The sequence below is a fragment of the Streptomyces sp. NPDC051907 genome (genome assembly GCF_040681075.1).
Classification (GTDB): domain Bacteria; phylum Actinomycetota; class Actinomycetes; order Streptomycetales; family Streptomycetaceae; genus Streptomyces.
Genome location: NZ_JBFAYB010000055.1, coordinates 21,095 through 44,590 on the forward strand (window position 1 = coordinate 21,095; position 23,496 = coordinate 44,590).

28 protein-coding genes and 1 pseudogene are annotated in these 23,496 nt (G+C 70.5%); 21 read left to right on the top strand and 8 right to left on the bottom strand.

Annotated features, from left to right (window positions below):
- Positions 1-120 precede the first annotated feature (120 nt).
- The 3 genes and pseudogenes from AB0M39_RS25720 to AB0M39_RS25730 form a co-directional block, all read right to left on the bottom strand.
- Positions 121-1,698: an alkaline phosphatase D family protein gene (locus AB0M39_RS25720; RefSeq protein ID WP_365368247.1), complete on the bottom strand. Its 1,578-nt coding sequence runs from the start codon at positions 1,696-1,698 to the stop codon at positions 121-123.
- 372 nt (positions 1,699-2,070) lie between these two features.
- A pseudogene (locus tag AB0M39_RS25725) lies at positions 2,071-2,498 on the bottom strand (PLP-dependent aminotransferase family protein); the annotation flags it as partial.
- 126 nt (positions 2,499-2,624) lie between these two features.
- A complete protein-coding gene (locus tag AB0M39_RS25730; protein WP_365368248.1) occupies positions 2,625-3,455 on the bottom strand; it encodes an alpha/beta fold hydrolase in 831 nt (276 codons plus the stop codon).
- 207 nt (positions 3,456-3,662) lie between these two features.
- On the opposite strand from AB0M39_RS25730, the gene AB0M39_RS25735 reads away from it, so the two are divergent.
- Positions 3,663-4,547, top strand: a complete 885-nt coding sequence (locus AB0M39_RS25735) for an RNA polymerase sigma-70 factor (protein WP_365368249.1) — start codon at positions 3,663-3,665, stop codon at positions 4,545-4,547.
- A gap of 261 nt (positions 4,548-4,808) precedes the next feature.
- A complete protein-coding gene (locus AB0M39_RS25740) occupies positions 4,809-5,573 on the top strand; it encodes a GntR family transcriptional regulator (protein ID WP_365368250.1) in 765 nt (254 codons plus the stop codon).
- Positions 5,574-5,685: 112 nt separating this feature from the next.
- Here AB0M39_RS25740 and AB0M39_RS25745 read toward each other — a convergent pair whose 3' ends face one another.
- The 4 genes from AB0M39_RS25745 to AB0M39_RS25760 form a co-directional block, all read right to left on the bottom strand.
- Positions 5,686-6,843: an ROK family transcriptional regulator gene (locus tag AB0M39_RS25745; protein WP_365368288.1), complete on the bottom strand. Its 1,158-nt coding sequence runs from the start codon at positions 6,841-6,843 to the stop codon at positions 5,686-5,688.
- Between the two features lie 540 nt (positions 6,844-7,383).
- Positions 7,384-7,923 carry a G/U mismatch-specific DNA glycosylase gene (gene mug, locus AB0M39_RS25750; RefSeq protein ID WP_365368289.1) on the bottom strand — a complete coding sequence of 180 codons (540 nt, stop codon included), beginning with the start codon at positions 7,921-7,923 and terminating at the stop codon, positions 7,384-7,386.
- A complete protein-coding gene (gene purB / locus AB0M39_RS25755; RefSeq protein ID WP_365368251.1) occupies positions 7,920-9,362 on the bottom strand; it encodes an adenylosuccinate lyase in 1,443 nt (480 codons plus the stop codon). Before purB ends, mug begins: the two co-directional genes overlap by 4 nt.
- Before the next feature lie 251 nt (positions 9,363-9,613).
- On the bottom strand, positions 9,614-10,342 hold the full coding sequence (locus tag AB0M39_RS25760; RefSeq protein WP_365368252.1) for a GntR family transcriptional regulator: 729 nt from the start codon (positions 10,340-10,342) through the stop codon (positions 9,614-9,616).
- Between the two features lie 167 nt (positions 10,343-10,509).
- On the opposite strand from AB0M39_RS25760, the gene AB0M39_RS25765 reads away from it, so the two are divergent.
- The 10 genes from AB0M39_RS25765 to AB0M39_RS25810 all read left to right on the top strand — a co-directional run bounded on the left by AB0M39_RS25765 (position 10,510) and on the right by AB0M39_RS25810 (position 16,012).
- Positions 10,510-10,755 carry a helix-turn-helix domain-containing protein gene (locus tag AB0M39_RS25765; protein WP_365368253.1) on the top strand — a complete coding sequence of 82 codons (246 nt, stop codon included), beginning with the start codon at positions 10,510-10,512 and terminating at the stop codon, positions 10,753-10,755.
- Positions 10,752-11,504, top strand: coding sequence for a hypothetical protein (locus AB0M39_RS25770; RefSeq protein ID WP_365368254.1), 753 nt, complete (start codon positions 10,752-10,754; stop codon positions 11,502-11,504). Before AB0M39_RS25765 ends, AB0M39_RS25770 begins: the two co-directional genes overlap by 4 nt.
- Positions 11,505-11,521: 17 nt before the next feature.
- Positions 11,522-11,857, top strand: coding sequence for a hypothetical protein (locus AB0M39_RS25775; RefSeq protein WP_365368255.1), 336 nt, complete (start codon positions 11,522-11,524; stop codon positions 11,855-11,857).
- Positions 11,854-12,048 (top strand): hypothetical protein, encoded by a 195-nt coding sequence (locus AB0M39_RS25780; protein ID WP_365368256.1) that lies wholly within the window; start codon positions 11,854-11,856, stop codon positions 12,046-12,048. The genes AB0M39_RS25775 and AB0M39_RS25780 overlap by 4 nt, the downstream gene beginning before the upstream one ends.
- Positions 12,048-12,224 carry a hypothetical protein gene (locus AB0M39_RS25785; RefSeq protein ID WP_365368257.1) on the top strand — a complete coding sequence of 59 codons (177 nt, stop codon included), beginning with the start codon at positions 12,048-12,050 and terminating at the stop codon, positions 12,222-12,224. Before AB0M39_RS25780 ends, AB0M39_RS25785 begins: the two co-directional genes overlap by 1 nt.
- Positions 12,221-12,958 (top strand): hypothetical protein, encoded by a 738-nt coding sequence (locus tag AB0M39_RS25790; RefSeq protein ID WP_365368258.1) that lies wholly within the window; start codon positions 12,221-12,223, stop codon positions 12,956-12,958. The genes AB0M39_RS25785 and AB0M39_RS25790 overlap by 4 nt, the downstream gene beginning before the upstream one ends.
- On the top strand, positions 12,955-13,269 hold the full coding sequence (locus AB0M39_RS25795; protein WP_365368259.1) for a hypothetical protein: 315 nt from the start codon (positions 12,955-12,957) through the stop codon (positions 13,267-13,269). Before AB0M39_RS25790 ends, AB0M39_RS25795 begins: the two co-directional genes overlap by 4 nt.
- An 83-nt stretch (positions 13,270-13,352) precedes the next feature.
- Complete coding sequence (locus tag AB0M39_RS25800) at positions 13,353-13,568, top strand: hypothetical protein (RefSeq protein ID WP_365368260.1); 216 nt, start codon at positions 13,353-13,355, stop codon at positions 13,566-13,568.
- Positions 13,561-13,749: a DUF6257 family protein gene (locus tag AB0M39_RS25805; RefSeq protein ID WP_365368261.1), complete on the top strand. Its 189-nt coding sequence runs from the start codon at positions 13,561-13,563 to the stop codon at positions 13,747-13,749. The genes AB0M39_RS25800 and AB0M39_RS25805 overlap by 8 nt, the downstream gene beginning before the upstream one ends.
- Positions 13,750-13,834: 85 nt before the next feature.
- The gene (locus tag AB0M39_RS25810) at positions 13,835-16,012 is read left to right on the top strand and encodes a cell division protein FtsK (protein WP_365368262.1); all 2,178 of its coding nucleotides are present in this window, start codon (positions 13,835-13,837) and stop codon (positions 16,010-16,012) included.
- A 180-nt stretch (positions 16,013-16,192) separates the two neighbouring features.
- On the opposite strand, the gene AB0M39_RS25815 is transcribed toward AB0M39_RS25810, so the two are convergent.
- Entirely contained in the window at positions 16,193-16,627 is a 435-nt protein-coding gene (locus AB0M39_RS25815) for a helix-turn-helix transcriptional regulator (protein ID WP_365368263.1), read from the bottom strand.
- A gap of 96 nt (positions 16,628-16,723) precedes the next feature.
- On the opposite strand from AB0M39_RS25815, the gene AB0M39_RS25820 reads away from it, so the two are divergent.
- From AB0M39_RS25820 to AB0M39_RS25860, 9 genes are all read left to right on the top strand, one after another.
- Positions 16,724-16,978, top strand: coding sequence for a helix-turn-helix domain-containing protein (locus tag AB0M39_RS25820; protein WP_365368264.1), 255 nt, complete (start codon positions 16,724-16,726; stop codon positions 16,976-16,978).
- The gene (locus tag AB0M39_RS25825) at positions 16,968-17,192 is read left to right on the top strand and encodes a DNA-binding protein (protein WP_365368265.1); all 225 of its coding nucleotides are present in this window, start codon (positions 16,968-16,970) and stop codon (positions 17,190-17,192) included. Before AB0M39_RS25820 ends, AB0M39_RS25825 begins: the two co-directional genes overlap by 11 nt.
- The gene (locus tag AB0M39_RS25830) at positions 17,189-17,773 is read left to right on the top strand and encodes a hypothetical protein (RefSeq protein WP_365368266.1); all 585 of its coding nucleotides are present in this window, start codon (positions 17,189-17,191) and stop codon (positions 17,771-17,773) included. The genes AB0M39_RS25825 and AB0M39_RS25830 overlap by 4 nt, the downstream gene beginning before the upstream one ends.
- Complete coding sequence (locus AB0M39_RS25835; protein ID WP_365368267.1) at positions 17,770-19,599, top strand: ATP-binding protein; 1,830 nt, start codon at positions 17,770-17,772, stop codon at positions 19,597-19,599. Before AB0M39_RS25830 ends, AB0M39_RS25835 begins: the two co-directional genes overlap by 4 nt.
- A gap of 172 nt (positions 19,600-19,771) precedes the next feature.
- A complete protein-coding gene (locus AB0M39_RS25840; RefSeq protein WP_365368268.1) occupies positions 19,772-20,377 on the top strand; it encodes a hypothetical protein in 606 nt (201 codons plus the stop codon).
- 600 nt (positions 20,378-20,977) lie between these two features.
- Positions 20,978-21,316 (top strand): hypothetical protein, encoded by a 339-nt coding sequence (locus AB0M39_RS25845; protein WP_365368269.1) that lies wholly within the window; start codon positions 20,978-20,980, stop codon positions 21,314-21,316.
- A gap of 26 nt (positions 21,317-21,342) precedes the next feature.
- Positions 21,343-21,600, top strand: coding sequence for a hypothetical protein (locus AB0M39_RS25850; RefSeq protein WP_365368270.1), 258 nt, complete (start codon positions 21,343-21,345; stop codon positions 21,598-21,600).
- 122 nt (positions 21,601-21,722) lie between these two features.
- Positions 21,723-21,929, top strand: a complete 207-nt coding sequence (locus AB0M39_RS25855) for a hypothetical protein (protein WP_365368272.1) — start codon at positions 21,723-21,725, stop codon at positions 21,927-21,929.
- A gap of 211 nt (positions 21,930-22,140) precedes the next feature.
- Positions 22,141-23,319 carry a site-specific integrase gene (locus tag AB0M39_RS25860; protein WP_365368273.1) on the top strand — a complete coding sequence of 393 codons (1,179 nt, stop codon included), beginning with the start codon at positions 22,141-22,143 and terminating at the stop codon, positions 23,317-23,319.
- Positions 23,320-23,496: the final 177 nt, after the last annotated feature.

Sequence of the window (23,496 nt, forward strand, 5' to 3'; positions counted from 1 at the left end):
ACGGTAGAACCCGCCACTGACAATCGACCCGGCCGGCGGATCCGACGACCTCACGGGCGGCGGCCGGCGCATCTCTCTCCCGCCGCCGCCTTCGAAGAAGCAGCCGCCCGGCCGCCGCTCCTACTGCCCCACCCTGCCCGGCTGGAGAACCTTGCTGAACAGGACCGTTCCGCCCTCCGCGCGCAGGCGCACGGTCAACTCGCCGCTGTCGCCGTCGACGTCGACCTCGCCGAAGTGCTGCGGCGACTCCATCGGCGAGACGTTCGCCCGCTCCGGCGCCCGCACGAACACCCGGTCGGGGCCGAAGGTGCCGTCGAGCGCATTGGCCGGGAAGCCGCCCGCGGCCAGCGGACCCGAGACGAACTCCCAGAACGGCGCGAAGTCCTTGAAGGCCGCCCGCTCCGGGGCGTAGTGCTGAGCCGAGGTGTAGTGCACGTCCGCCGTCAGCCAGAGCGTGCCCGTGATCCTGCGGTGCTTGACGAACCGCAGCAGCTCGGCGATCTGCAGCTCGCGCCCGAGCGGGGTGCCCGGATCGCCCTGCGCCACGGCCTCGAAGTTCGCGGCGCCGTCGGGGACGACCAGCCCGATCGGCATGTCGGCGGCGAGCACCTTCCACACCGCTCGGGAGCGCGAGAGCTCACGCTTGAGCCAGGCCAGCTGCTCGGCGCCGAGGATGCCCTGAGGGTCGTCGCTCTGCCGGCCGGGGGAGTTGGCGTTGCGATGCGTCCGCATGTCGAGGACGAACACGTCGAGCAGCGGGCCGTAGCGCACCACCCGGTGGACGCGGCCCTCGCTGCCGCGCGGGGAGAGCGTCGAGACGGGGAAGTACTCGCCGAAGGCCCGCAGCGAGCGCGCGGCGAGCACGTCGACGTTCTTCTCCGTGTAGCGGGGGTCGTCGAGGATCTGGCCCGGGTACCAGTTGTTGCGCACCTCGTGGTCGTCCCACTGCACGACCGTGGGGACCTGAGCGTTGAAGCGCCTGACGTTCTCGTCGAGCAGGTTGTAGCGGAAGTTCCCGCGGAAGTCGCCGAGCGTCTGCGCGACGCGGGACTTCTCCTCGGTGGTGACGTTCCGCCAGATCCGGCCGTCGGGCAGGGTCACGCTCGGCGCGATGACGCCGTCCGCGTAGACCGTGTCCCCGCTGCACAGGAAGAAGTCCGGGTCCAGCCGCCGCATCTCCTCGTACGCGCGGAAGCCGCCGATGTCCGGGTTGATGCCCCAGCCCTGCCCGGCGATGTCGCCCGACCACACGAAGCGCACCCCCTCGCGGCGCCGGGCGGGCGCGGTGCGGAAGGTCCCGTACACCGGCTCGCCGGTGCGGCGCGGGTCGTCGGGGTCGGCCAGCGTGACCCGGTAGTGCACCTGCTCGCCGGCGGGCAGACCGCGCAGGGAGGCCGTGCCGGTGAAGTCGGTTCCGGGTCCGAGCAGCGGACCGTGCCATCGGTGCGCGCGCCGGAAGGACTCCGTCGCCGAGGTCTCCACGATCATCCGGGCGGGGCGGTCGGAGCGCGCCCACACCAGGCCCGAGGAGGAGGTGACGTCTCCGGTCTGCACGCCCCATGCCGCGTTCGGGCGGCCGGAGCGCGCCAGCGCGGGCGCGGCGGCCGCGGCGGGCAGGGCCAGCGCGGCCGATGCGGCGACAGTGCCGCGCAGGACGGAACGGCGGTCGGGGGACGAACTCCGCGAGATGGGGGACATCGCTGCGCCTCCAGGGGCAGGTCGGGCCGGTGTGCCGTGCCATGCCTAGTCCCCGGCTGCGGCGGGCACGCGAACCCCAAGTGAACAACTGGGCGCGGCGGCTGGGGAGTACGACAGGGCCGCCGGGCCGCCGATGCCCGCTCTGTGCGGGGCCGGGCGTCCGAGCGGGCTGCTCCGGCGACCAGGACCGGCTCCCTCAGCCGGCCGCCCGCACTGCCTGGGCTGTCAGCCGCACTCCGCGCTCGATCTCGGACGGCGGGAGACGCGCGTACGCGCAGCAGCGCCTGCCCGAAGTCCACCGGCCCCGGAACGGCGCCCGCGCACATCCGAGGCGTCTCCCTCCGCCGCCCGCGTGCGGTGGTGGTGGGCCGGCGGGCGCACCGCCATGCCGGCATCGGCGGCGCGCTGGAGGAAGCGCGGCTCGGGCCCATACGGCTCGGGCGGCCGCGCGATGAGGTGCGGGCCGGTCGCGATGCCCCCGACCTCGGCGCCGGGGAAGTGCCCGTCGAGCGCGGCGACTATGGCGTCGCTGCGCTCGCGGTAGGAGCGGCGCAGCCGGCGGTCGTACTCCGCGCGGGTGATGAAGCCGGCGAGCGGCGCCTGGCAGATCGATGGATTGCCGCGATCCATAGTGCGCTTGCGGCGGACGATCCCCTTGCTCAGCCGCTCCGCCACGGGGAGCCGGCCGAGGCGCAGGCCGGGGGCCAGGGCCTTGCTCGCCGAGCCGCTATAGGCGACGCGTTCGGATCGAGGCCCTGGAGGGCGCCGACCGGGGCGCGGTCGTATCGGAGGTCCCTGTCTCCACCGTGTCGACCGCGTCGCTCGTCTGCGCCGGTTCGTAGGGCGTGGCCCAGGGCGCGGACAGCGCGCTGGCGGGCGCGGGAGTGGCCCTGGGCTCCGGTGTCCTCAGCAGGCGCGAGCCGTGCTCAGCGGCTCCCGTCCAGGATGACGCGCGCGACAAGCGCCGGGTCGTCGTTCATGGGGACGTGGCCGCAGCCGGGCAGCCGTACGAGCCGGGCGTCGGGGATGGCGTGCTTGGCCCTGACGCCCTGGCGGCGCAGGAGAAGACGGTCCTGCATACCCCAGGCGATGGTGACCGGCATGCCGGGCACGTCGTCCGTGAACAGGATGTCGCGCCCCGCGGCGAGGGTCTGGTGGAAGCCGGTCGCGCCGCGCAGCGCGAGGGTCTCGGCGACGGCCGCCTGGGGTGAACGCCGTCCGGGCCGGGCGTAGATGGTGCTGGTCAGCGCCGCCCGCCCGGCGGTCGAGCGGGACAGCCGCTCGATCATCGGCAGCGGCATCGACTGCGCCCCCGCCCGCATGGCCCGCAGCGTCACAAAGGCGTAGCGCCGCTCGGCCTCGGACCAGAAACCGGCGGGCGAGAGGGCGGTGACGGACCGTACGAGCTTCTCGCGGCCCAGCTCCAGGGCGAGCAGGCCGCCGAGCGAGTTGCCCGCGACGTGCGGACGCTCGACGCCCAGCGCCTCGCAGAGCGCGCCGAGCGTCGCGCCCACGGTGGAGAGGTCGTACGACACGCCGTCGGGGAGGGCCGGGGACTCCCCGAAGCCGGGCAGGTCGACGGCGATGACGTCGCGCTCGGCGGCGAGGATGTCCAGCACGGGCTCCCACGCCTGCCAGTGGTGGCCGATGCCGTGCAGCAACAGCAGGGGCTCCCCGGCCCCGGTGCGCTCGTAGGCGATGGACATGGTGCGACTGCCCCGAGGCGAGTCGATGGAGAACGAGATCTTCGCGGTCATGCTTGATGCTCCCTGTTGTCGCCCATGTGCGCACGCTGTAGACGGCTTGTCAGTAACAATTACCGCTCGGTAGCTTGCAGTTCAAGAGGACGGGCGGGGACCGGCCGCCCCAGTCTCCTCCACCCCGCCCCTCAGCAGCCCCGACTGTGGTCTTCGACGCACCGGAGTCGCCTGGACAGACGCGCCGGTTCGGGTTGGGATGGGAGCGTGGCGACAGATACAGCGACCGACGTCTTCGAGGAGCACCGGCCCGTTCTGACCGGCGTGGCCTACCGCATGCTCGGCCGGGTGGCCGACGCCGAGGACGTGGTGCAGGAGGCGTGGCTGCGCTGGTCGGCCGCGGAGCGCGACGACGTCCGCGAGCCGCGGGGCTATCTCGTACGGATCACGACCCGCCTCGCCGTCGACCGGCTCCGGCACGTCCAGTCCCGGCGCGAGGCCTACGTCGGCCCATGGCTGCCCGAGCCGCTCGCCACTGATTTCAGTCATACCGTCCCCGACACGGCCGAGCGCGCGGTTCTGGCCGATTCGGTGTCCCTGGCCCTCCTCGTCGTCCTGGAGTCGCTGTCGCCGCTGGAGCGCGCCGTGTTCGTGCTGCGCGAGGCGTTCGGGTTTCCGTACGGAGAGATCGCCGGCACGCTCGACCGGTCCGAGGCGGCCGTCCGGCAGCTCGCCGGACGCGCCCGCCGGCACGTGGAGGAGGGCAGACCCCGCTTCGACGTCGATCCGGCCGCGTGCCGCGACCTCACCGAGCGCTTCCTGGCCGCGGCCGCCGGCGGGGATCTGGAGGCGATGCTGTCCCTGCTCGCGCCGGACGTCCGGCTGGTCGGCGACAGCGGCGGCAAGGCCAAGGCGCCCCTGCGGGTCCTGGAGAGCGCGGACAAGGTCGGCCGGTTCCTTGTCGCGGTGGCCCAGCAGCCGATCGCGGAGCCGGAGTTCCGCTTCGTCGAGGTCAACGGCGCCCCGGCGCTGCTCGTGCTCTCCGCCGGAAAGCCGGACAGCGTCCTCCAGCTGGGGGTTCGCGACGGCAGCGTCCAGTGCGTCTACATCGTCCGCAACCCCGACAAGCTCACGTCGCTGGCTTCCGCCTGATCCTGCCTCTATAGCGCTCGCGCGGCGCACGGCGCCCCCTGGCCCCCAGGGTGCGGGGCACCCTGCTGCGCGCTTCTCACCAGGGCGATAACGTCCTGTGAACGCACTGCGAAGCGGGTCGACCTCGCTGTGTGACCGACGCAGGATTGGTCTTGACCAAGGGGGAGGGCCGTCCTATGGTCGGCAGAGTTAGTGCAGGAACCTTTAATAAACAAGGGCGCGGAAAAGCCGCCGCTGACACGGCGATTGCGGAGGATCAGGGTGGGGACCACGCAGCTGGAAACAGTGCCGGAGCCTAAGTACTGGCACCTCAAGACCGTGATCAGCGAAGCACTCGACTCGGACTTCTCGGTCGGCGAGATCCTGCCGAACGAGCGGGACCTCGCCGCGCGTTTCGGAGTCGCCCGCGCCACGCTCCGCCAGGCGCTCGAGCAGCTCGAGCTCGAAGGCCGGCTGCAGCGCCGCCGCGGCGTCGGCACCACCGTCGCCCCGCCGCGTATGGGCGTCGACGTCTCCACCACCCAGCACGCCTGGCCCGGCGCCGGCCAGGACGCCTGGCAGACCGTCGACGGCACGACCGCCGTGCCGCCGGCCGCCGTGGCCCGCATGCTCGACCTGGACGCCGGCGAGGAGACGCACATCGTGCGCAGGCTCCGCGTCCCCCATAGTCAGCCGGTGGCCGCGGAGCTGCTCTACGTCCCCGCCTCCTCCGTGCCGGACCTCTCCGCGATCGACGCTCCCTCCGGTCCCGCGCGCGCCCGCGCGGTGCTGCGCGAGCTCGGCCGCCTCGACCTCGAAGGCCAGGACCGCGCGGTCGAGCTCGGCTCCGCGCGCGCCGACGACGCCAAGGAGCTCGACCGGCTGCCGGGCGCGCCCGTCCTGGTCGTCACCACCCGGTACGTCTCCGGGGGCAGGACCGCCGCCGTCTCCCTGGCCACCTACCGCGCCGACACCTGCCGCCTCACCTTCGGCGACTCCGGCGACCTCGAGATCAGCCACCACGACCAGGAGCGCCGCGCCTCCTGAGCCCGCGCGCCCTCACAGCGCACCGGATCTCCCGAGGCCACACGTCCCTCCCGCTTTTCCCGTACGGGAAGGCCCGTATGCCCTTACGGCCCGTCGCACCCGAGCTCATGGCTCAGCGGCGGGCCGTCACCGTCGCGTCGACGGCGAACAGCTGCTCCTCGACGTGGTCGAGGGCGAGCCGCAGCGCGCCGGTCGCCACGGCGGCCTCGCCGAGCAGCGAGAGAGCCACCCGCGGCGGCCGCAGGCAGTAGCGGGAGAGCTCGTCGCGCAGCGGATCGAGGACGCCGTCCAGGCCCGCCGCCCAGCCGCCGACCACCACCAGCTCGGGGTCGAGGGCCAGCACCAGGGCCGCTACGTCGTGCACCAGCCGCTGGATGAACCGCTCGACCGCGGCCTGTGCCCGTGAGTCCCCCTGCTTGGCGAGGGCGAAGACGTCGGCCACCGCCTGCTCGTCGAGCGGGTGCAGCGGCTCGTCGGTCGTCGACAGCAGCTTCTCCGGGGTCACGCCGCGCCCGAGCAGATGCAGGGCGCCGATCTCCCCGGCCGCGCCGCCGAAGCCGCGGTGCAGCCGCCCGCCGATCAGCGAGCCCGCGCCGGGGCTGAGACCGGCGAGCACGAAGACGATGTCGTCGGACTCGGTCGCCGCGCCCTTCCAGTGCTCGGCGACCGCGGCGGCGTTGGCGTCGTTCTCCACGAGCACGGGGCATTTGAACGACCGGCGCAGCCGGTCGCCGAGCGCGAGGCCGGTCCAGCCGGGCAGCGCGGTCCCCAGCCGTACGGTCCCGTCGGCCTCCACGATCCCCGGCGAGCCGACGCCGACGGCCCGCAGGCTGCCGCGCGCCACACCGGTGCGGCGCAGCACGTCCGCGACGACCAGCCGGACCCGCTCCAGGCGTTCGTCCTCGGACGCGGTCTCCGAGACCTCCCGCGAGCCGGCGCCGATGATCCGTCCGTCCAGGCCGGACAGGAGCGCGGCCACCCGGTGCGACCCGATCTCGATGCCCAGCAGATGTCCGGCCTCGGCCCGGAACCTGAACCTCCGCGCCGGGCGGCCCTGACGTCGGGCGCCGCCCTCCTCGGGCACGCTCTCGACGACCAGGCCGGTCTCCATGAGTCCCTCGACCACGCCCTCGACGGTCGGCCGGGACAGACCGGTGATCCGGGTCAGATCGGTGAGCGTGGGGGAGTCAGCGCCCCGCAGTGCATGGAGTACCACCGCGGAGTTGATCCGCCGCAGCAGCGACGGGTCTCCGCCGGTCAGCCGCCCCACCATGTGTCCTTCCAGCTTGAGCGCGTGTCTGCCGGATCGTACTCGCTGGTCGCGTGTGCGGCGAGTGGCGGCAGGGGGCGATGGGGCGTCGTGTACGTCAGGTCGTGGAGGGGAGACGGCGGTTCGTCGGCGCCGGGGTGACTGATGGGCTGTCAGTGGCCCGTGCGTGCGGGTCTGGGTCTGCCGGGGCGTCGGGACCGCGACCGGCGGGCCCCGGCTGCGGGTCGGGTCCAGCGCCGGACGCGCGCTCGCGGGCTGGGCGACTCGGCCGACTCGACAGGTGTGCTGGCCGCGGCTTTGCTGAGGGCGATGGGGACCGCGGCCCGCGACGCCTCGAACGCGATCGGGCCGACGCTGGAGGGGCGTCCGCGCGCCATACGCCCTACGGGCACCTCAATCTCCCCCAGACTCCGTCCGGGGGGACTCCCAACGGGCTGAAAATCCAGCCCCGCCGGCGTTTGAGGCGCGCGGCGACCCGCGGACGTCGAACCCGTGCCGTACGGCGATCCGCAGCGGACGCCGCGATCTGGACAGGACTCGTCAGCCGTCCTGCGCCGCCTCGCGCAGCCGGGCGAACTCCTCGGCCATCGTCTGCGCCGTCCAGTGGGCGTTGAGCCCGCTGGGGTTGGGCAGCGCCCAGATCCTGGTCTCGCCGATCGTCCGCTCCTGCGGCCCGATCCGCGCCTTCTTGTCGCCGAACGCCACCCGGTACGCGGTGACTCCCGCGACCGCCAGCCAGCGCGGACGGAGCCGTTCCACCTTGGCGTGCAGGATCTCCCCGCCCGCCCGGAACTCCTCGTCGCTCAGCTCGTCGGCGCGCGCCGTCGCCCGTGCGACCACATTGGTGATGCCGAGACCGTAGCCGGGCAGCCGGTCCTGCTCCGAGGGCTGCAGCCGGCGCGGGGTGAAGCCCGACAGATGCAGCACCGGCCAGAACCGGTTGCCGGGGCGGGCGAAGTGATGTCCCGTCGCGGCCGTCATCAGCCCGGGGTTGATGCCGCAGAACAGGACGGACAGCCCGTCCCCGACGACGTCGGGGACGAGACGGTCGCGTGCGGCCTCGAGCTCGTCCGGAGTCAGAGGATCGACCCCGGGGTGTAGCCGGCGGCCTCCGGGTGCTGCTTGAGGATCTCCTCGACACGGGAGACCACCGCGGCCACCTGGTCGCCCGCCGCGCCCGTGAAGGACAGCTTGTCGGCCATCAGCGCGTCCAGCTGCGCCCGGTCGAGCGGGATCCGCTCGTCGGCGGCGAGCTTGTCGAGCAGCTCGTTGCGCTCGGCGCCCTGCTCGCGCATGGCCAGCGCGGAGGCCACCGCGTGCTCCTTGATGGCCTCGTGCGCGACCTCGCGGCCGACGCCCGCGCGCACCGCGCCCATCAGGACCTTGGTGGTGGCGAGGAAGGGGAGGTACCGGTCCAGCTCGCGCGCGACGACGGCGGGGAACGCGCCGAACTCGTCGAGCACCGTCAGGAACGTCTCCAGCAGACCGTCGAACGCGAAGAACGCGTCGGGCAGCGCCACCCGGCGGACCACCGAGCAGGAGACGTCGCCCTCGTTCCACTGGTCGCCGGCGAGCTCGCCGGTCATCGAGGCGTACCCGCGCAGGATGACCATCAGGCCGTTCACGCGCTCGCAGGAGCGGGTGTTCATCTTGTGCGGCATCGCCGACGAGCCGACCTGGCCCGGCTTGAAGCCCTCGGTGACCAGCTCGTGCCCGGCCATCAGACGGATCGTCTTGGCGACGGAGGACGGGGCGCCGGCCAGCTGCACCAGCGCGGACACGACGTCGTAGTCGAGGGAGCGGGGGTAGACCTGGCCGACCGAGGTGAAGGCGTGGGCGAAGCCCAGGTGCCCCGCGATGCGCTGCTCCAGGTCGGCGAGCTTGCCGGCGTCGCCGCCGAGCAGGTCGAGCATGTCCTGGGCGGTGCCGACCGGGCCCTTGATGCCGCGCAGCGGGTAGCGGCCGAGCAGGTCCTCGAGCCGGCCGTACGCCACGAGGAGCTCGTCGGCGGCGGTCGCGAAGCGCTTGCCCAGCGTCGTGGCCTGCGCGGCCACATTGTGCGAGCGGCCGGCGAGGACCAGCTCGGCGTACTCGCCGGCGAGCTTGCCGAGGCGGGCGAGCACGGCGACCGTGCGGTCGCGCATCAGCTCCAGCGAGAGCCGGATCTGCAGCTGCTCGACGTTCTCCGTCAGGTCGCGGGAGGTCATGCCCTTGTGGACGTGCTCATGGCCCGCGAGCGCGTTGAACTCCTCGATGCGCGCCTTCACATCGTGCCGGGTGACCTTCTCGCGCTCGGCGATCGAGGCCAGGTCGACCTGGTCGAGCACGCGCTCGTAGTCGGCGAGGGCGGCCTCGGGCACCTCGATGCCGAGGTCCTTCTGGGCGCGCAGCACCGCGAGCCAGAGCTGACGCTCCAGCTTGACCTTCTGCTCGGGGGACCACAGGACGGCCAGCTCCGCGGAGGCGTAGCGGCCGGCCAGGACATTGGGGATGCGAGGCTTCGCAGACACAGCAGTCACGTGAGCAGAGTTTACCTGGCGCGCATGTGCGGTCTGTGTCGCGCATAGGGCGGACAGAATCGCAGGTCATCGGCACCGTAGTGGGACCCGCGCGACCCCGCGCGTGAGACGTCTGTGAGACGCACGCAAGGCCGAGGCCCCCGCCCTGTCGGAGTCAGGGCGGGGGCCTCTTTTGCGTTCTGCCTGTTCCACTAGGCGGGCGGCTGTACCGGGCCCCTGGCACTGACAGGCCCCTCGATCACGGCCATCTCCTACTCCGTCGCTTCTTGCCAGAAGCCGGGGGTGTAGACGTCCTCCCAGAGCTCGATGGGGCCGTCCTCGTCGTAAAACGTGGTGTGCAGAACCAGTACGGGCACTGCGGCGTGGGCAGGCACGGGCACCTCGAGCGCTTCGAGCTCATAGTCGGCCGCGAGGCGTGCCGTCCTTCGCTCGGGAGACCGCGTGACCTCCTTGCCGGTGCGCTCGGTGTATGTCTTCTGCCAGAACGGCTGCAGCGGGCCGCTCTGCGCGATCTCGGGTACATCGCGAAGCGCTCGCTGATGAATGAAGGACATCCCGAGGGCGTAGGGCACGTCGTTGCGGCGGAAGGTGCGCCGGCGGATGACCACCTCTTCGTAGGGCTCGATGCGCAGCTGCTCGATGATGTCGTTGTCGGCGCACCCGCGGATCATCGCCATGTGGTCGGTGGCCGTCTCCTCCACGGTGAACGGGTTCCCCGTGGCTTTGAGCCGGTCGAGACGCGCCGCGCCGGTGGCGGCCATGCGGGGCCGTGCGGCTACGACCGTCCCGACCCCGGGCTTCGCATAGGTGAGCCCTTCGGCCTTCAGCTGCTTGAAGACGCGGTTCGCGGTGGTGACCGTGACGCCGTACTGCTTCTGGATCTCGGTCAGTGAGGGGACCTTGTCCCCCGGATTCAAGACGCCGTTCTGCATCTGCTTGCGCAGCTCAGCGGCGATTTCGGCGTAGCCGACCTTCTCCATCTCGCCCTGCCCTCTCTCGGGACTTTCCGAGTTTTCAGTAGATTACCTTGTGTAGAACTAAGTGTAGTGGTCTACTGAGGTCCGTCGAGAACGACGACGACCCCGCCCGGTGCAGCAACACCGGAACGGGGCCTAGGACCGATCCCTGCCTAACAGGAGACCGAACCATGTCGACAACCGTACCGGCGGGCGAAAGCCCCGCCATCAAGCGCACTGAACCCCTCCGTGTGAAGGACATCGCCGCCGCCCTCCGGGTTAGCGCCGACAGCGTCTACGCGGAGATCAAGGCTGGTCGCCTGGCCTCGTACCGGGTCGGTGCCGGTCGCGGCACGCACCGCGTCTCGCGCGTCGCCTTCACCCAGTACCTCGCCGAGCGCGGCATCCCGACGAGCGAACTGGCGGTGACGCTGTGACCGCCATCCCGAGCCCCGAGAAGCCGATCCCGTCGATGCTCCGTCCGTCGGGCGCGCTGCTGCCGGGCATCCCGGCGCAGCCGACCGCCAGCCAGTCCGCGGACACGTCAGCCCCCACGGAGGCCAAGCTGCGGGACCTGCTGTGTGCCCACGGCATCACGCTGGAGATCCGCCCTCGCGGCGAGGGCCGCGACGACACCTCGATCGACTTCGGGCGGGACGAGGCCGGCGGCTACGTCTTCCGCGTCGGCCCGGACAGGGACCCGGCGGAGGCGCTGGGCTTCGCCCGCACCGTCATCGAGCGGCACAGCATCCTGCCGCTGAACCTCGACCCCCAGTACATGGCCGGGCGGAAGCTGATGCGCCTGGTGCCCGCGAAGGTCGGTCCGTCCGGCCGCACGCAGATCATCCACATCGAGTGCCCTGAGTGGTGCGTCGTCGACCACATGGACCGCATGGCCCACCTGGACGACGTCATGCACTACTCGGACTGCGACGTCGTGCAGGTGTCGACCCTGTCGGACGACGACTTCGCGCATTCCGAGCTGTACGCCAACATCAGCTCCGACCCGTCCGCTGCTGATCCGCGCCTGCGGGCCGCGCACATCACCGTCAACGGCGGCTCGTCGACGGACGCCTATCTGACGGCGGACATGGCCGAGGAGCTGGCGGACGAGCTGATCGCGTTCGCCGCTCAGGTCCGGCACAAGGCCCGCATCGTCCGCCTGCACAACCAGGCCGGCCAGTGAGTGCCCGCACGGTGACCGTGGCCACGTCGGACCACGGGAACGTCAGCATCCCTGAGCCGTCGTGGTGCACGGGCGTGCATCAGGAGGGCGGGTACCTGTCGGACGTCAGCCACAACGGCCGGCCGGTCGAGGTGCTCCACGATGGCGAGCTGTTGGCGTCGGGCCAGCTGGGCCAGTGGCCGTTCAGTCTCTCCTGCCGGGTGCCGTTCGTTGCGGTCGAGTTCGGCGACGGCGGCGAGTGCGACGAGGACGAGCTGCAGCAGCTGGCGTCTCGGCTGGCGACGTTCGCCGCGGTGACGATCCCGGAGCTGCGGGTTCGTCTGGCGGCGGCCATCGAGGAGGCGCGGCTGTGAGCACCGCTCTGGTGCGCCGGCCGACTGAGGAGGCCGCGGTCAACGCGGCCTCCCGGTCCCTCCGGGCGCTTCCCCCGATTCACGTGATCCTTGCCGACCTGCTCACCGCCAATCGGCTGGGCGACAGGCACGGCGTCAACCTGTGCGCGCACAAGGCCGCGCGTGCCGCCCTCGGAGAGGTGGGCGAATGATGGCCCGCAAGTTGAACGACCACGACCGTTACCGGATCGGCCAGGCCCGCGAGGCGCTCGCCGCGGCGGCCGTCGTGGACCTGTCGGACGACCGGGCCCTGTGCCGGATGCTCGGCCGCCTCGAGGTCGCCCTGAGCCAGCTGCTCGACGTCATCGACGAGGAGGGCCAGGAATGAAGAAGGACTACCTGAAGTGGGGAGCGCTGGCTGCTGCTCTGGTGGCCACGGCGTCCGCCGAGTACGAGCTGGCCCGTGCCGTCGGCTTCAACGAGTGGGTGGCGGCCGCGGTGCCGGCTGCGCTCGACCTGTACACGGTCCGGGCGCTGCGGGCGCACAAGGAGGTGCTGGCCGCGGTCGCCGCGATGATCGGCGTGAACGCTGCCTCCCACCTGGTGACGACCGGTCTCCTGCCCGTGAACGTGTGGCTGGTCGTCGCGGTCGCCGCGATCGCCCCGCTGGTGCTGTGGCGGGTGCACTCCCTCGGGGACGGTCATGCCGAGCCGAGCAAGTTGGATGCTATGCAGCTTGCTCCGGCCGTCGAGGTGACCGCTCAGGTGACCACCGAGGAGCCCAACCTCTTGGATGTCATCCAAGAGGTTCCGGCCGTCCCGGAGCTTGCCCCGGTGGTCATCCCGGCGGCCTCGGCGATGACTTCGGCACCGTTCATGTGGGAGTCCATCACCCCAGAGAAGGTGACCGCTGTCGCCGCCGAGACGCCCCGGCAGGTGGTCACCGAGGTGGTCACCCTCAGCCCGGCCGACCTGCGACGTAAGGCCACCCGCATGCACCGGGACGCGGTCACCTCGGGCGGTCGTGGCGTGACCATCGACCAGCTGCGCGGGGAGTTCGGACTGTCGCGCCGTGAGGCGACGGAGCTGCGCCGCCAGGTGGTCACCGAGGTGGCGTCATGACGGACATCGAGAAGGCCGCCCGTGAGGCGGTCGACGCGGCTGACGACTCGCAGCAGCTGGCGCTCATCGCCGCGGTCATTCAGGCGCAGCAGCTCGCCCAGCAGCAGACGTGCCAGCACCCGCCGGCCCCGGTCCCTCAGTCGGGGTCCGCGGCGAAGTGGATCGGTATCGGGGTGGGCGGCTCGATCTTCCTGATCACCGTGGCCGTCTCGGCTGTGGCCGTGGCCATCTCCGCCGTGGCGCTCACCATCTGCGTCCTGGTGCTGCGCGGCATGTGGCAGGACACGCAGAAGGGCCGCAAGCGCGGCTGACGGCTGCCCCTCGTCGCCCGGCCCCGATGGCGGGCGGCGGGAGGGAGCCGGAAAGCCCGGCCCGACAACCGAAGGAGCCCGCCATGGGTCTGTTCGGCTACACCCCGAATCCCCGCCCCCGTTCCGACAGCCACCTCGAGGAACTGCGTAAGGGCGCGAAGAACCTCCGCGCCAGCGCCCGACGCGATCAGGGCGCGGACCCCGTCAAGGCCGCCCGCGACCTCCGGGCCGCCCAGCAGAACGAAGCCGAGATCGCCGCCGAGCTCAAGCGTCGCCGCAAGGGCGGATCCAATGGCTGAGCCGAAGCTCACCGCAGGCGAGAAGGCCAAGGTCGCCTGGTACGTCGCCCGGATGGCGAAGCGCGGCATCGCCGACGACCGCCAGTACGGCGGCCGCGTCCACCAGGGCGACCTCGAGAAGAAGGTCGAGCGCGTCCTCGACGGCGCCCGCAAGCGCGAAGAGCGCCTGACCGAGAAGTAGCCCCGCCCCGGGGCGGCCGTCATCCGCCAAGACAGCCGGCCGCCCCGGGCTCCTGACCACCAACGAGCAGCAGGAGACCCACATCATGACGGAAAGCCTGGTCCGCCCGGTCAACGGGCACGCCCTGGAGAAACTGCACGCCATCAGCCCGAACGCCCTCGACAACGCGCCTGCCGCACCGGCCACGGTTCAGGAGGTCCCCGCCGTCGAGGCGGTCGACCGCCCGGACAACCCGCTCGCCGACTGGCTCACCGTGCCCGACGCCCCGATGCTCCCCGCATGGGCTCGATCGACTGCGTCCATCAAGGCGAGCGTCGTCGCGTTCTGCCGACTCAGCTGGTGGCACGCCCGCTATCACGGCATCCGCACCCCCAAGTACCTGGTCAAGACCGTGCTGCTCGCCGCCCGCGGCTTCTACCGGGCGACCGTTGGACTGTGGCCGACCCTGTCCGCGCAGGACCACACTGCGGCCGTGAAGGCGCTCCGCGCGCAGGCCAGGGCCAAGCCCGAGGACGTCGAGCTCGCGGTCCGCCTGCAGATCGCGCACGCCAACCGCACCCAGACCCGCCGTTGGCGCTTCGGCGCCGCAGCCGTGGGAGTCGCCGCCGCCACGATCGGCATCATGCTCGCCGACCCCATGCTGCAGACCGGCATGGTCGGCGCCGTCGTCACCCCGCTGGCGTACCTGGGGCGCGGGAAGGAGACGCACCTGCTCGACCACGGCACGCCGCCCGTCAAAGTGGACATGTCCGCGCAGCAGCTCAACGACGCCCTGCGGGCCGCCGGCCTCTTGAAAAGCGGCAAAGGCGACGAGGAGGGGCCGCGGGTGTCCTGCGTCATGGGTCCGGTACGTGACGGGCGCGGCTGGGCGGTGATCTTCGACATGCCTCGAGGAGGCGGCAAGACCGCGTCCGACGTGCTCGCCAAGCGCGAGGTCATCGCGCAGGAGCTGGGCGTGGACGAGATCCAGGTCATCGCGTCCCGCGTGCGTGCGGCCAAGGGCGGCAACGCCGGCCGGGTGTCCATGTGGGTGGCCGACGACGACCCCTACCTGGCGGAGCCGACCCCGTCGCCGCTGGCCAAGGCCGAGCGGTTCTCCATCTGGGAGCCGGTGCCGTTCGGACAGGACGCACGCGGCAACCGCATCGCGGTGCCCGTGATCTGGCAGTCGATGTTTTTCGGCGGCCTGCCGAGGCGCGGCAAGACGTTCACTCAAAGGCTGATGACCGCGGCCGGCCTGCTCGACCCGTGGGTACGGCACTATGTCGCCGACTTCAAGGGCGGGCAGGACTGGATGGGGATGCGGCACGTCGCGCACCGCCTCGTCCTCGGCGCCGAGGACGACGCCATTGCAGCGTTCATCGCGATGCTCAAGGAACTGCTGGCCGAGATGGAGCGCCGGTTCACCCTGCTCCGGGGCCTGCCGACGTCCATCTGCCCCGAGGGCAAGCTCACCCCGGCGATCATCGAGAAGTACCGGATGCCGTTCATCTTCATCACCGTCGACGAGCTGCAGGAATGCTTCCTCGCCGTCGACGACAAGGTGCGCGAGGAGATCGTCGACGACCTCGGGCGCCTCGCCCGCCGCGGGCCGGCCGCCGGGTTCATCAGCAACTACGCCTCCCAGCGCCCGGACGCCAAGAGCGTGCCGACCAAGCTGCGGGAGATCATCACCATCCGCTGCTGCACCCAGGTCACGGACAAGACCAGCAGCGACATGGTGCTCGGCTCGGGCAAGGCAGCCATGGGCGCCGACGCCTCGCTGCTGTCCGAGGACCACAAGGGCGTGACCGTGCTGGTGACCGGGCCGGCGTCGCACGCCACGGTGAAGAACGACCTGCTCACCACTGCCGAGTTCAACGCCCTGTGCCTCAAGGGCCGGGCCCTGCGCGAGCCCCTGGGACAGATCACGGGGGACGCGTCCGGGGACGTCGCGGCAGCTGCCGGACTGGCCGGCCTCACCATCGAACCCGTGCTGTCCGACTCGCTCGACGCGATGCGGCACTCGGACCGGATGCACTCCGTCGACCTGCTCGCCCGCCTGGTCAACGCCGACGAGGACCGGTACGGGGACTGGGACCTCGACAAGCTCGCCGCCGAGCTGGACGCCGCCGGGGTCAAGCGCACCACCAAGCAGATCAACATCAAGGGCAAGAACCTTGCCGGGTACCGGCGGGCCGACCTCGAGGCGGCCGTGCCCGAGGAACTGCTCCTTGCCGCACGGGCGGTAGAGCCCCCTCCCTCTGCTGAGACCCCCAACTAGGCCCGCACGGAAGGGTCCGGTGGACCCCCGGAAGTAGCGGGGGCCCACTACGGCGGTAGATCCCCCCGGTAGAGGGCCCTGACCTGCGAAGTAGAGGCCCCTAGAGGGGGATCGGCCAGCACCGCGGAGGCCCCTAGAACGGGGCGTCGGCCTCCCCTCCGCTGCTTCCCTCCCCTTCCGCTATCCGTCCGACTTGAGGGCCCGCTCGACTGCCTGCAGCTCGCGCTCAAGCTCACGCTTCAGGGCCCGCACCCGCGTCAGCTGGCGTCGGGCAGAAGCCTCAGCCGCCATCGACTGCACTTCCTGCTGGTGCACCTGGTCGAGCTCGTCACTGAGCTCTGCAGCCCGTCGCTTCAGATCGTCAGCTGACCCGCTGACCCGCGGCGGATTCAGCAGAGGGTCCAACTCCAGATTGAGTGCCTGAGCGAAGGCCGCTACCTCCTCGAACGGCACTGGCCGCGTGCCGGCCTCCGTCCGCGTGATCGCAAGAGGGTTCACCTCCTTGCCCAGCAGCGCCCCGAGGCGCTTCGCCAGGTCCGCCTGTGTCCACTGCCGGTCTTCACGGGCCTGGCGTACCAGCGCCCCGAATGCTTGCCCAACGCCATCCAACTTCATGAGGTGAAGGTAGCGACTTCCCCTCACGACTTCAACAGTGCTACCGTCCAGCCATCACCTGGTGAAGATCTCGACTTCACGAGACGAAGGAAACTTATGGGATCTCTCGACAGCAAGATCGAGAAGTACCTGACCACAGAAGAAGTCGCCCGCCGGTACAGGACCGCCGCGAGCACCGTCCGGTACTGGCGGCACATCGGATACATCCCCGCAGGCGTCAAGCGCGGCCGGCGCGTCCTGTACGACCCGGATGCACTCGACCGGTGGGACGCCGAACAGGCCGGAGGCGTCGCGGCCCTCGGAAGCTCGGTCGACGACCTCCTCACCGAGGAGGCCGCCGATGCCGCGTAACTCCCGCCCCACACTCGCCGAGATTCGCAAGTGGCCTGCGACTGTCAGCCTTCCCAAGGCTGCGACCGCTCTCGGCTGCAGCGCTCGCCATCTGCAGGAGCGCGTCAAGCGGGGCGATGCGCCCGTCAAGACTCTGCCGTTCGGCAACCGCAACGTCGTCATCGTCGCCGACCTGGTGCGTGTGCTGTCCGGAGTCGCCAAGGGGGCGGCATGACCCTGAACGCAGAAACGCCCCGGGTCGTAGCCGGGGCGTTTCCGGAAGACCTCGAGGCGCTTGGGTCTGCCTCGACTGTAGAGCAGACGGCGCGCCGCCGTGAAGCCGCCGCACGCTGCGAGCCGCTCGAGTGCGGCCACCGCGACCCCGTCGACTGCGCCGCCGCACGCTGCGGCGAGCCGACGCCCGCCGAGCCGCCGGCCGACCAGATCGACCCCGGCGACTTCGCACAGCTGTGGGCCGAAGCCCGAAGCCTGTTCTTCGCCAAGGACTTCCCGCCCTACGCCTCGCCGGCCTGGCGAGCACTCCACCCCGACGACCCGCGGCGCCTCGCCGCTGCCCTCAACGCCGCCGAACTCTGGCGGAAGTACGGCGACGAGGAGGCCCTCCTGCAGTGGTTCCGCGACGCGACAGCCCCCAAGCCGCCGCTGTGGACCGGCCGCACAGCCGCCGAGCTGGCCGAAGCCAGGAAGCACCGGCCGCCGCACCAGCTACGGGCCACCCCCGGATGGCCGCCCGTCGCCGTACCCGGGCAGCCCGGCAAGTACCTGACCTACACCGAAGGGAGGAATGCCGCGTGAGCGACAACCAGAAGCAAGACGACGACGGCAAGGGCCGCGGCCCCTCCCAAGCCTCCCAACTGGTCGCGCTTGCACGCGAGAAGTTCGAGTTCTTCATGTCAGAGGACGGACGCCCCTACGCCGTGAAGAAAGGCGGCCTGAACACCGTCTACGCCCTCCGCGGCAAGGCCGCCCTGCGCTCCCACCTGGCACGCATCTACACCGACGCGCACGGCGGCTCCGTACCCTCACAGTCCGCACTCGCGGACGCCATGACCGTGCTCGAAGGGCAGGCCGCAGAAGTCGAACCCCGCCAGCTGTCACTGCGCGTCGCCCGGCACTACGACCGCATCATCGTCGACCTCGCGACCCCCGAGGGGCGTTGCGTGTCCATCGGACCGGACGGCTGGCGGCGAGAGCCCATGGCACCCGTCCTGTTCCGGCGATCAGGTGCCATGAAACCGTTGCCCGAACCGATCAGTGATGGCGACGGACTCGCGCGGCTGCAAGACCTGCTGAACACCGACGACGAGGGTTTTCACCTGCTTGTCGCCTGGCTGGTCGCCTGCTTCATCCCTGATCTGCCGCACCCGATCCTCACGTTCCGAGGCGAGCAGGGCACCGGCAAGTCCTACGCGGCCAAGATGGTCATCGGCATCGTCGACCCGTCCGGGGCACCGAAGCGGACCGCGCCTCGAGACATCAAGGCATGGGCAACGCAGGCGTTCAACTCGTGGGCGCTGTGCCTCGACAACGTCTCGATCATTCCCGACTGGCTGTCAGACGCTCTGTGCCGGGCAGTCACCGGGGACGGCATCGTCGACCGGGCCCTGTACACCGACGACGACGTGGTGGTTCTGGAATTCAGGCGCGTGCTGGCCATGACCACCATCGACGCCGGAGCGTTGGCCGGCGACCTCGCCGAGCGTCTGGTGACCATCGAACTGCACACGATCCCCGACGCCAAGCGGCGCGAAGAGAACGAGATGGACCAGGCGTATACCGACGCGCACGCCGCCATCCTGGCCTCGCTGTTCGATCTGCTCGCCAAGGTGCTCAAGGTGCTGCCCGACGTGGTCCTGACCGAGCGTCCCCGCATGGCGGACTTCGCGCGCATCCTCGCGGCGGTCGACCTGGTGCAGGGCTGGAAGACCATCGACAGCTACAAGGCGAGCGCCCGCGATGCCGTGGCCGACGTCCTCGACGGCGAGCCGTTCGCGCAAGCCGTAGTCGCCCTCGTCGACGCGAGCCCTGCGGAAGGGCTGACGCTCACGACGCAGCAGATCCTCGACAGTGTCACCACGCCCGACAAGATGCCGAAGAAATGGCCCAAGGACTCGACGCGCGCCGGCGGGCAGCTCAAGCGGCTCGCTCCTGCCCTGCGCACGATCGGGATCGAGGTGGACGACTCGCAGCGCGGCCCGGCGCCGAAGCGTCAGCGGCTGTACAAGCTGACGGCATCAGCAGAGAGAAGGTCCGCTGCAGCGTCCACAGCGTCCAGCGGAGCCGAGAAAGTGCCTCTGACCAGTGGGAAAGGGGTGGACGCTGGCATGGACGCTGTAGCGTCCACCCCCTGCCCGGAGCAGCCCGGCATGGACGCTGTGGACGCTGCAATGGACGCTAGCAATTCTCCAGCGTCCATCTCTGGCACCACCGCTGACCAGCGGACTTACCCGGGAGTGGACGCTAGGGACGCTATGGACGCTGGAATGCGCCCACTCTCCAATGCCGCCACCGGCTACGGGCGTTCCCTCAGCCGCTCGGTCCCACTCTGCGCCAGCTGCAAAGAGCCGTTCGAGCCCTACGAACCCGGCCAGACCGCACACCCGGGATGTGAGGCCGCGTGAGCCGCGCCAAGCACCGGTGCGCCGTTTGTGACCGGCCGCTCAAGTCTGGCCGCGGCAGAGTCTGCGTCCGCGGTTGCGGTGCGCACCTCTGCCGGACCGTCCGCATCCCCCAGTGCACCGACGTGCACGGCGGGCAGTGCCCGCACCTCGAACTCCCCGAAGGGAACTGACCATGACGAAGGCAACCCCCGAATCCATCCGTGCCGAGCGTGACCGTGCCCTCGCCCGCGTCCGCGACCGGCGCGACCTCACCACCCAGGCCCGGCAGGTGTCTGTCGCCCGCATCCAGCAGGGCGCCGAGAAGAAGATGGCCGCCCTCCTGGAGGAGAACACCGCCAGCTACGAACGGCAGCGCGCCTTCCTTGAGCGCCGACTGTTCGGCGGTGAGGACTCCACCGGCTACAGCGCACTCAGCGCCCGCGACGCACGCGAGAAGGCCGCCAAGCTCGACGACCCCCGCGAAGCACAGGCCGCGTTCCAGAGGGCCCAGCGTGCGGGCGACACCGACATGGTCAAGGCCATCGCCGCCCACGCCGCCGACCTGTCACAGACGCCGATCCTCGGCGAAGCCTGGCAGCCCATCGTCTCCGCCTACGGCCAGACCTCGCCGAGCAAGGCCGGCACCTACAAGGAGCTCTCCGAACTGCGCAGGCCCAACACCGGAACCGACTGGAGCTACGCGCTCGACACACCCTCGGAACTCGGCAGGCTCTCCGTCGACCAGGTCATGCAGCTGGCAGGCAGCGACCTCACCGTCTACGGCAACGACGCAGCCTGACCCCTAGACCCGACGTCAACGGCACCATGCAGCTGCATCTTCACGGCTGACATGGACCGATGGTGACGAGCGGATCTCTGCTCGATCTCTTCCCGTGATGACTCACCAGCGTCGACCGCGGTCCGGTCGGCCCGACACCGTAGCCGCCAGCCGGCCGGACCGCACCCCTACCCCCACCCCCCACCGGGGGGCAGGGGCAAGGGCACAACGCGAGACGAAGATCAAAGCGTTGAAGCAACGAAGATCAGAGAACGAATCGAAGATCAACAATCGATTCGATCAACGATCAGAACAACATCAACAACAGCATCGAAGCGAGCTCGATGACACCGATCACGGACGTCGGCGCCGCACCCCTGAGACGCCATCGACCGGCCGATCGGACTACTGGACGATCACGCCCCTGACCAGGGGACATGCCCCTGACCAGGGGTTCTCAGGGATCGGGGCGTATAGCAGCTGACCCCGGCTGACACCTGAAACGGTCCTATGCGGCCCGCTGACCTGCACGTTTATTAGATCTGCTGACACCCTGTCAGCTATGGGAGGAGAACCACGATGGCCAGTCTGAGCATTGCCGCAGGTCAGGGCCCTGTATCCGTGACACCCGATGGTCTCGAGGAGTCGGGTACCCGGCTGTGGGAGTCCGTGGCCGGCGAGTTCGATCTCGACGTGCACGAGCAGCTGCTGTTGCTGCAGGCGTGCCGCACCGCCGATCTCCTGGACCGGCTGTCGCTGCAGGCGTGCCGGGCCCCGCTGACAGTGGAGAACGCCAAGGGCGACAAGGTGGCGAACCCGTTGGTGACGGAGCACCGGCAGCAGTCGCTGGTGCTGGCCCGCCTGTTGGCGTCCCTGCGGATGCCGTCTGGCGAGGAGGAGAGCCGGCCGCAGCGCCGCGGGGCAGCCCGTGGCTCGTATGGCGTGAGGTCGGCGGTGTGAGGCGCCGTCCGTCGCCTCCGGCGGGCATGCCGCCGCACGTGTCGGTGATGCAGCCGGAGCGGTACCGACGCCTGGCGGAGGCGTACCTCGAGGAGCGGCCCGACGACACGCGAGGGGCGGCTATGGCGGTGTGGCGGGCGTACCTGGTGGAGCGTCGGGCCTGGATGCGGGAGCACGGCGTGCGTCGGCATGTCGACGGCCGCGACACGCTGGGGACGCCTCGGCCGCCGTATGCGTGGGTGCGGGAGACGTTCGGCACGCCTCCGCTGCGGGAGCCGTGGTGAGACGCCGGAGCCATGACCCGGAGCTGATGCCGGAGTGTCTGAACCGGTTCGACTGGCGGGAGTGGCGACCGCCAGCCCCGGCAGGCCACCCGGATCCGTACTACGTCGAGTGGTACCTCGCTATGCACGACTGGCTGGAAGCCAAGGATGCATGGCTGGCCGGCGAGCCTGTACTGCTGCCGCCCGACCGCCCGTTGCCGGACCCAATCCCGTACACGGGGGTCCTGCCGGCCAAGTCGAGCTGGAAACCGCCGTATCCGGATGCCGTGGCCACGGCACCGGTACATCACAAGAATCAACCGCCGTACCCCACGAAGGAACGAGGTTGAGGCGGCAAGCAAGAGCATCAAGAAGCGTCCGCCGGCCCTGCCGGACGACCCGTCGCCGTTCTGCAGTGAGTGGTACCTGGCCAGGTTCGACTGGCAGGAGGCTCGAGAGGCTTGGTGTGCGGGCCGCGCCCAGTGCTGCTGCCGCCGGAGCGCCCGCTGCGGATCCGGTGGCGTACAAGCCGCCCTGGGGAAGTTGAGGAGAAAGGCTGCCATGCCGGACCCGATCAAGAAAATCACGCTGAAGAACGGCACAGTCCGCTATCGAACGGTCGTCGATGCCGGCCGCGACGAGAACGGCAAGCGCGTCCAGCTCACGATCACGAAGGACACGAAGACGGAGGTCAAGGAGGAGCGCGCCCGGATCATCTCCCAGCGCGCGGCTGGCACGTTCATCGCCCCCAGCAAGATGACGCTGGGGGAGTGGTTGGAGCAGTGGCTGGAGTACAAGCGGCGCGACGTCGAGGAGACGACGATTCGCACCTATCGCCTGGCCCTGGTGCACGTCGTCGACCGGCTCGGCCACCTGCGGCTGCAGGAGTTGACCGAGGACCACATCCAAGAGTTCGTGGACGAGGTGGTTACCAACGGCCGGCGACGCGGCGGAGAGCCGGGAACGCGACTCGCCGTCTCGACGGTCGAGGGCATCCTTACGCGGCTGCGGGAAGCGTTGGGGAGAGCGGTCGTCCGCAAGCTGATCGCAACGAGCCCAGCTCAGTATGTGCGTGTGGCGCTCGTCGACAAGAAGACCGACAAGCGGGACCGCGACAAGGTCAAGCCCTGGACGGTCGCCGAGGTGCAGACGATCGTCCGCGGCATGGAGCAGGACCGATTGTTCGCCCCGCTGCTCCTGTCCCTGATGGGACTTCGGCCGGCTGAAGTCTGCGGGCAGCGATGGACTGACGTCGACCTGAGTGCGGGCATTCTCGAGATCACGACCACGCGGACGATGATCGGCAATCACAGGGTGCTCGAGAAGGACACGAAGACAGCGTCCGGCGAGCGCGCTCTACCGCTGCCGCAGGGCCCATGGGAGGCGCTACGCCGATTCCGGGACCAGCAGGCCGCGGAGCGAGTGGCAGCAGGCGAGGCGTACACGGAGACGGGTTACATCGTCGTCAACGAACTCGGCATCCCGCTCAACACTCGGCAGCTAAGGGAGTACGCCTACCGCCTCATGCGCGCGCTGGGCCTGCGCCAGGTGCGTCTGTACGACGCGCGGCACTCCGTGCTGAAGGCACTGGCGGTGAGCGGCGTCCCGGACGTCATCCTCGCGGCGTGGGCTGGCCACACGAACGCAGCGTTCACCAAGCGGAAGTACGTCTCCATCGAGGCCGAGGACATGCGGGCGGCAGCCCTTGCTCTGGACGTCTTCCACGGTGCCCCCAACTAGCCCGTGTGAGAGATTGTGAGATTTGATCACCTGATTGCCGAGCTAAATGGCTAGTGACCTGCATATTTGATCTGCACCGTAGAACAGTGAGCAGAGTCTACTGGCGGTTTGTGCAGGCCAGCGCCGCGCCCTCGGTTGTGCGTTGCTACGAGAGACGACGAGAGACATTGGCGGGCG

Excerpts from the sequence above, each read along its gene's own strand:
- AB0M39_RS25720 (WP_365368247.1), bottom strand. The coding sequence starts at position 1,698 with ATGTCCCCCATCTCGCGGAGTTCGTCCCCCGACCGCCGTTCCGTCCTG.
- AB0M39_RS25730 (WP_365368248.1), bottom strand. The coding sequence starts at position 3,455 with ATGACCGCGAAGATCTCGTTCTCCATCGACTCGCCTCGGGGCAGTCGC.
- AB0M39_RS25760 (WP_365368252.1), bottom strand. The coding sequence starts at position 10,342 with ATGGAGAAGGTCGGCTACGCCGAAATCGCCGCTGAGCTGCGCAAGCAG.
- AB0M39_RS25765 (WP_365368253.1), top strand. The coding sequence starts at position 10,510 with ATGTCGACAACCGTACCGGCGGGCGAAAGCCCCGCCATCAAGCGCACT.
- AB0M39_RS25785 (WP_365368257.1), top strand. The coding sequence starts at position 12,048 with ATGGCCCGCAAGTTGAACGACCACGACCGTTACCGGATCGGCCAGGCC.
- AB0M39_RS25790 (WP_365368258.1), top strand. The coding sequence starts at position 12,221 with ATGAAGAAGGACTACCTGAAGTGGGGAGCGCTGGCTGCTGCTCTGGTG.
- AB0M39_RS25795 (WP_365368259.1), top strand. The coding sequence starts at position 12,955 with ATGACGGACATCGAGAAGGCCGCCCGTGAGGCGGTCGACGCGGCTGAC.
- AB0M39_RS25800 (WP_365368260.1), top strand. The coding sequence starts at position 13,353 with ATGGGTCTGTTCGGCTACACCCCGAATCCCCGCCCCCGTTCCGACAGC.
- AB0M39_RS25805 (WP_365368261.1), top strand. The coding sequence starts at position 13,561 with ATGGCTGAGCCGAAGCTCACCGCAGGCGAGAAGGCCAAGGTCGCCTGG.
- AB0M39_RS25810 (WP_365368262.1), top strand. The coding sequence starts at position 13,835 with ATGACGGAAAGCCTGGTCCGCCCGGTCAACGGGCACGCCCTGGAGAAA.
- AB0M39_RS25815 (WP_365368263.1), bottom strand. The coding sequence starts at position 16,627 with ATGAAGTTGGATGGCGTTGGGCAAGCATTCGGGGCGCTGGTACGCCAG.
- AB0M39_RS25820 (WP_365368264.1), top strand. The coding sequence starts at position 16,724 with ATGGGATCTCTCGACAGCAAGATCGAGAAGTACCTGACCACAGAAGAA.
- AB0M39_RS25825 (WP_365368265.1), top strand. The coding sequence starts at position 16,968 with ATGCCGCGTAACTCCCGCCCCACACTCGCCGAGATTCGCAAGTGGCCT.
- AB0M39_RS25830 (WP_365368266.1), top strand. The coding sequence starts at position 17,189 with ATGACCCTGAACGCAGAAACGCCCCGGGTCGTAGCCGGGGCGTTTCCG.
- AB0M39_RS25840 (WP_365368268.1), top strand. The coding sequence starts at position 19,772 with ATGACGAAGGCAACCCCCGAATCCATCCGTGCCGAGCGTGACCGTGCC.
- AB0M39_RS25850 (WP_365368270.1), top strand. The coding sequence starts at position 21,343 with ATGCCGCCGCACGTGTCGGTGATGCAGCCGGAGCGGTACCGACGCCTG.
- AB0M39_RS25855 (WP_365368272.1), top strand. The coding sequence starts at position 21,723 with ATGCACGACTGGCTGGAAGCCAAGGATGCATGGCTGGCCGGCGAGCCT.
- AB0M39_RS25860 (WP_365368273.1), top strand. The coding sequence starts at position 22,141 with ATGCCGGACCCGATCAAGAAAATCACGCTGAAGAACGGCACAGTCCGC.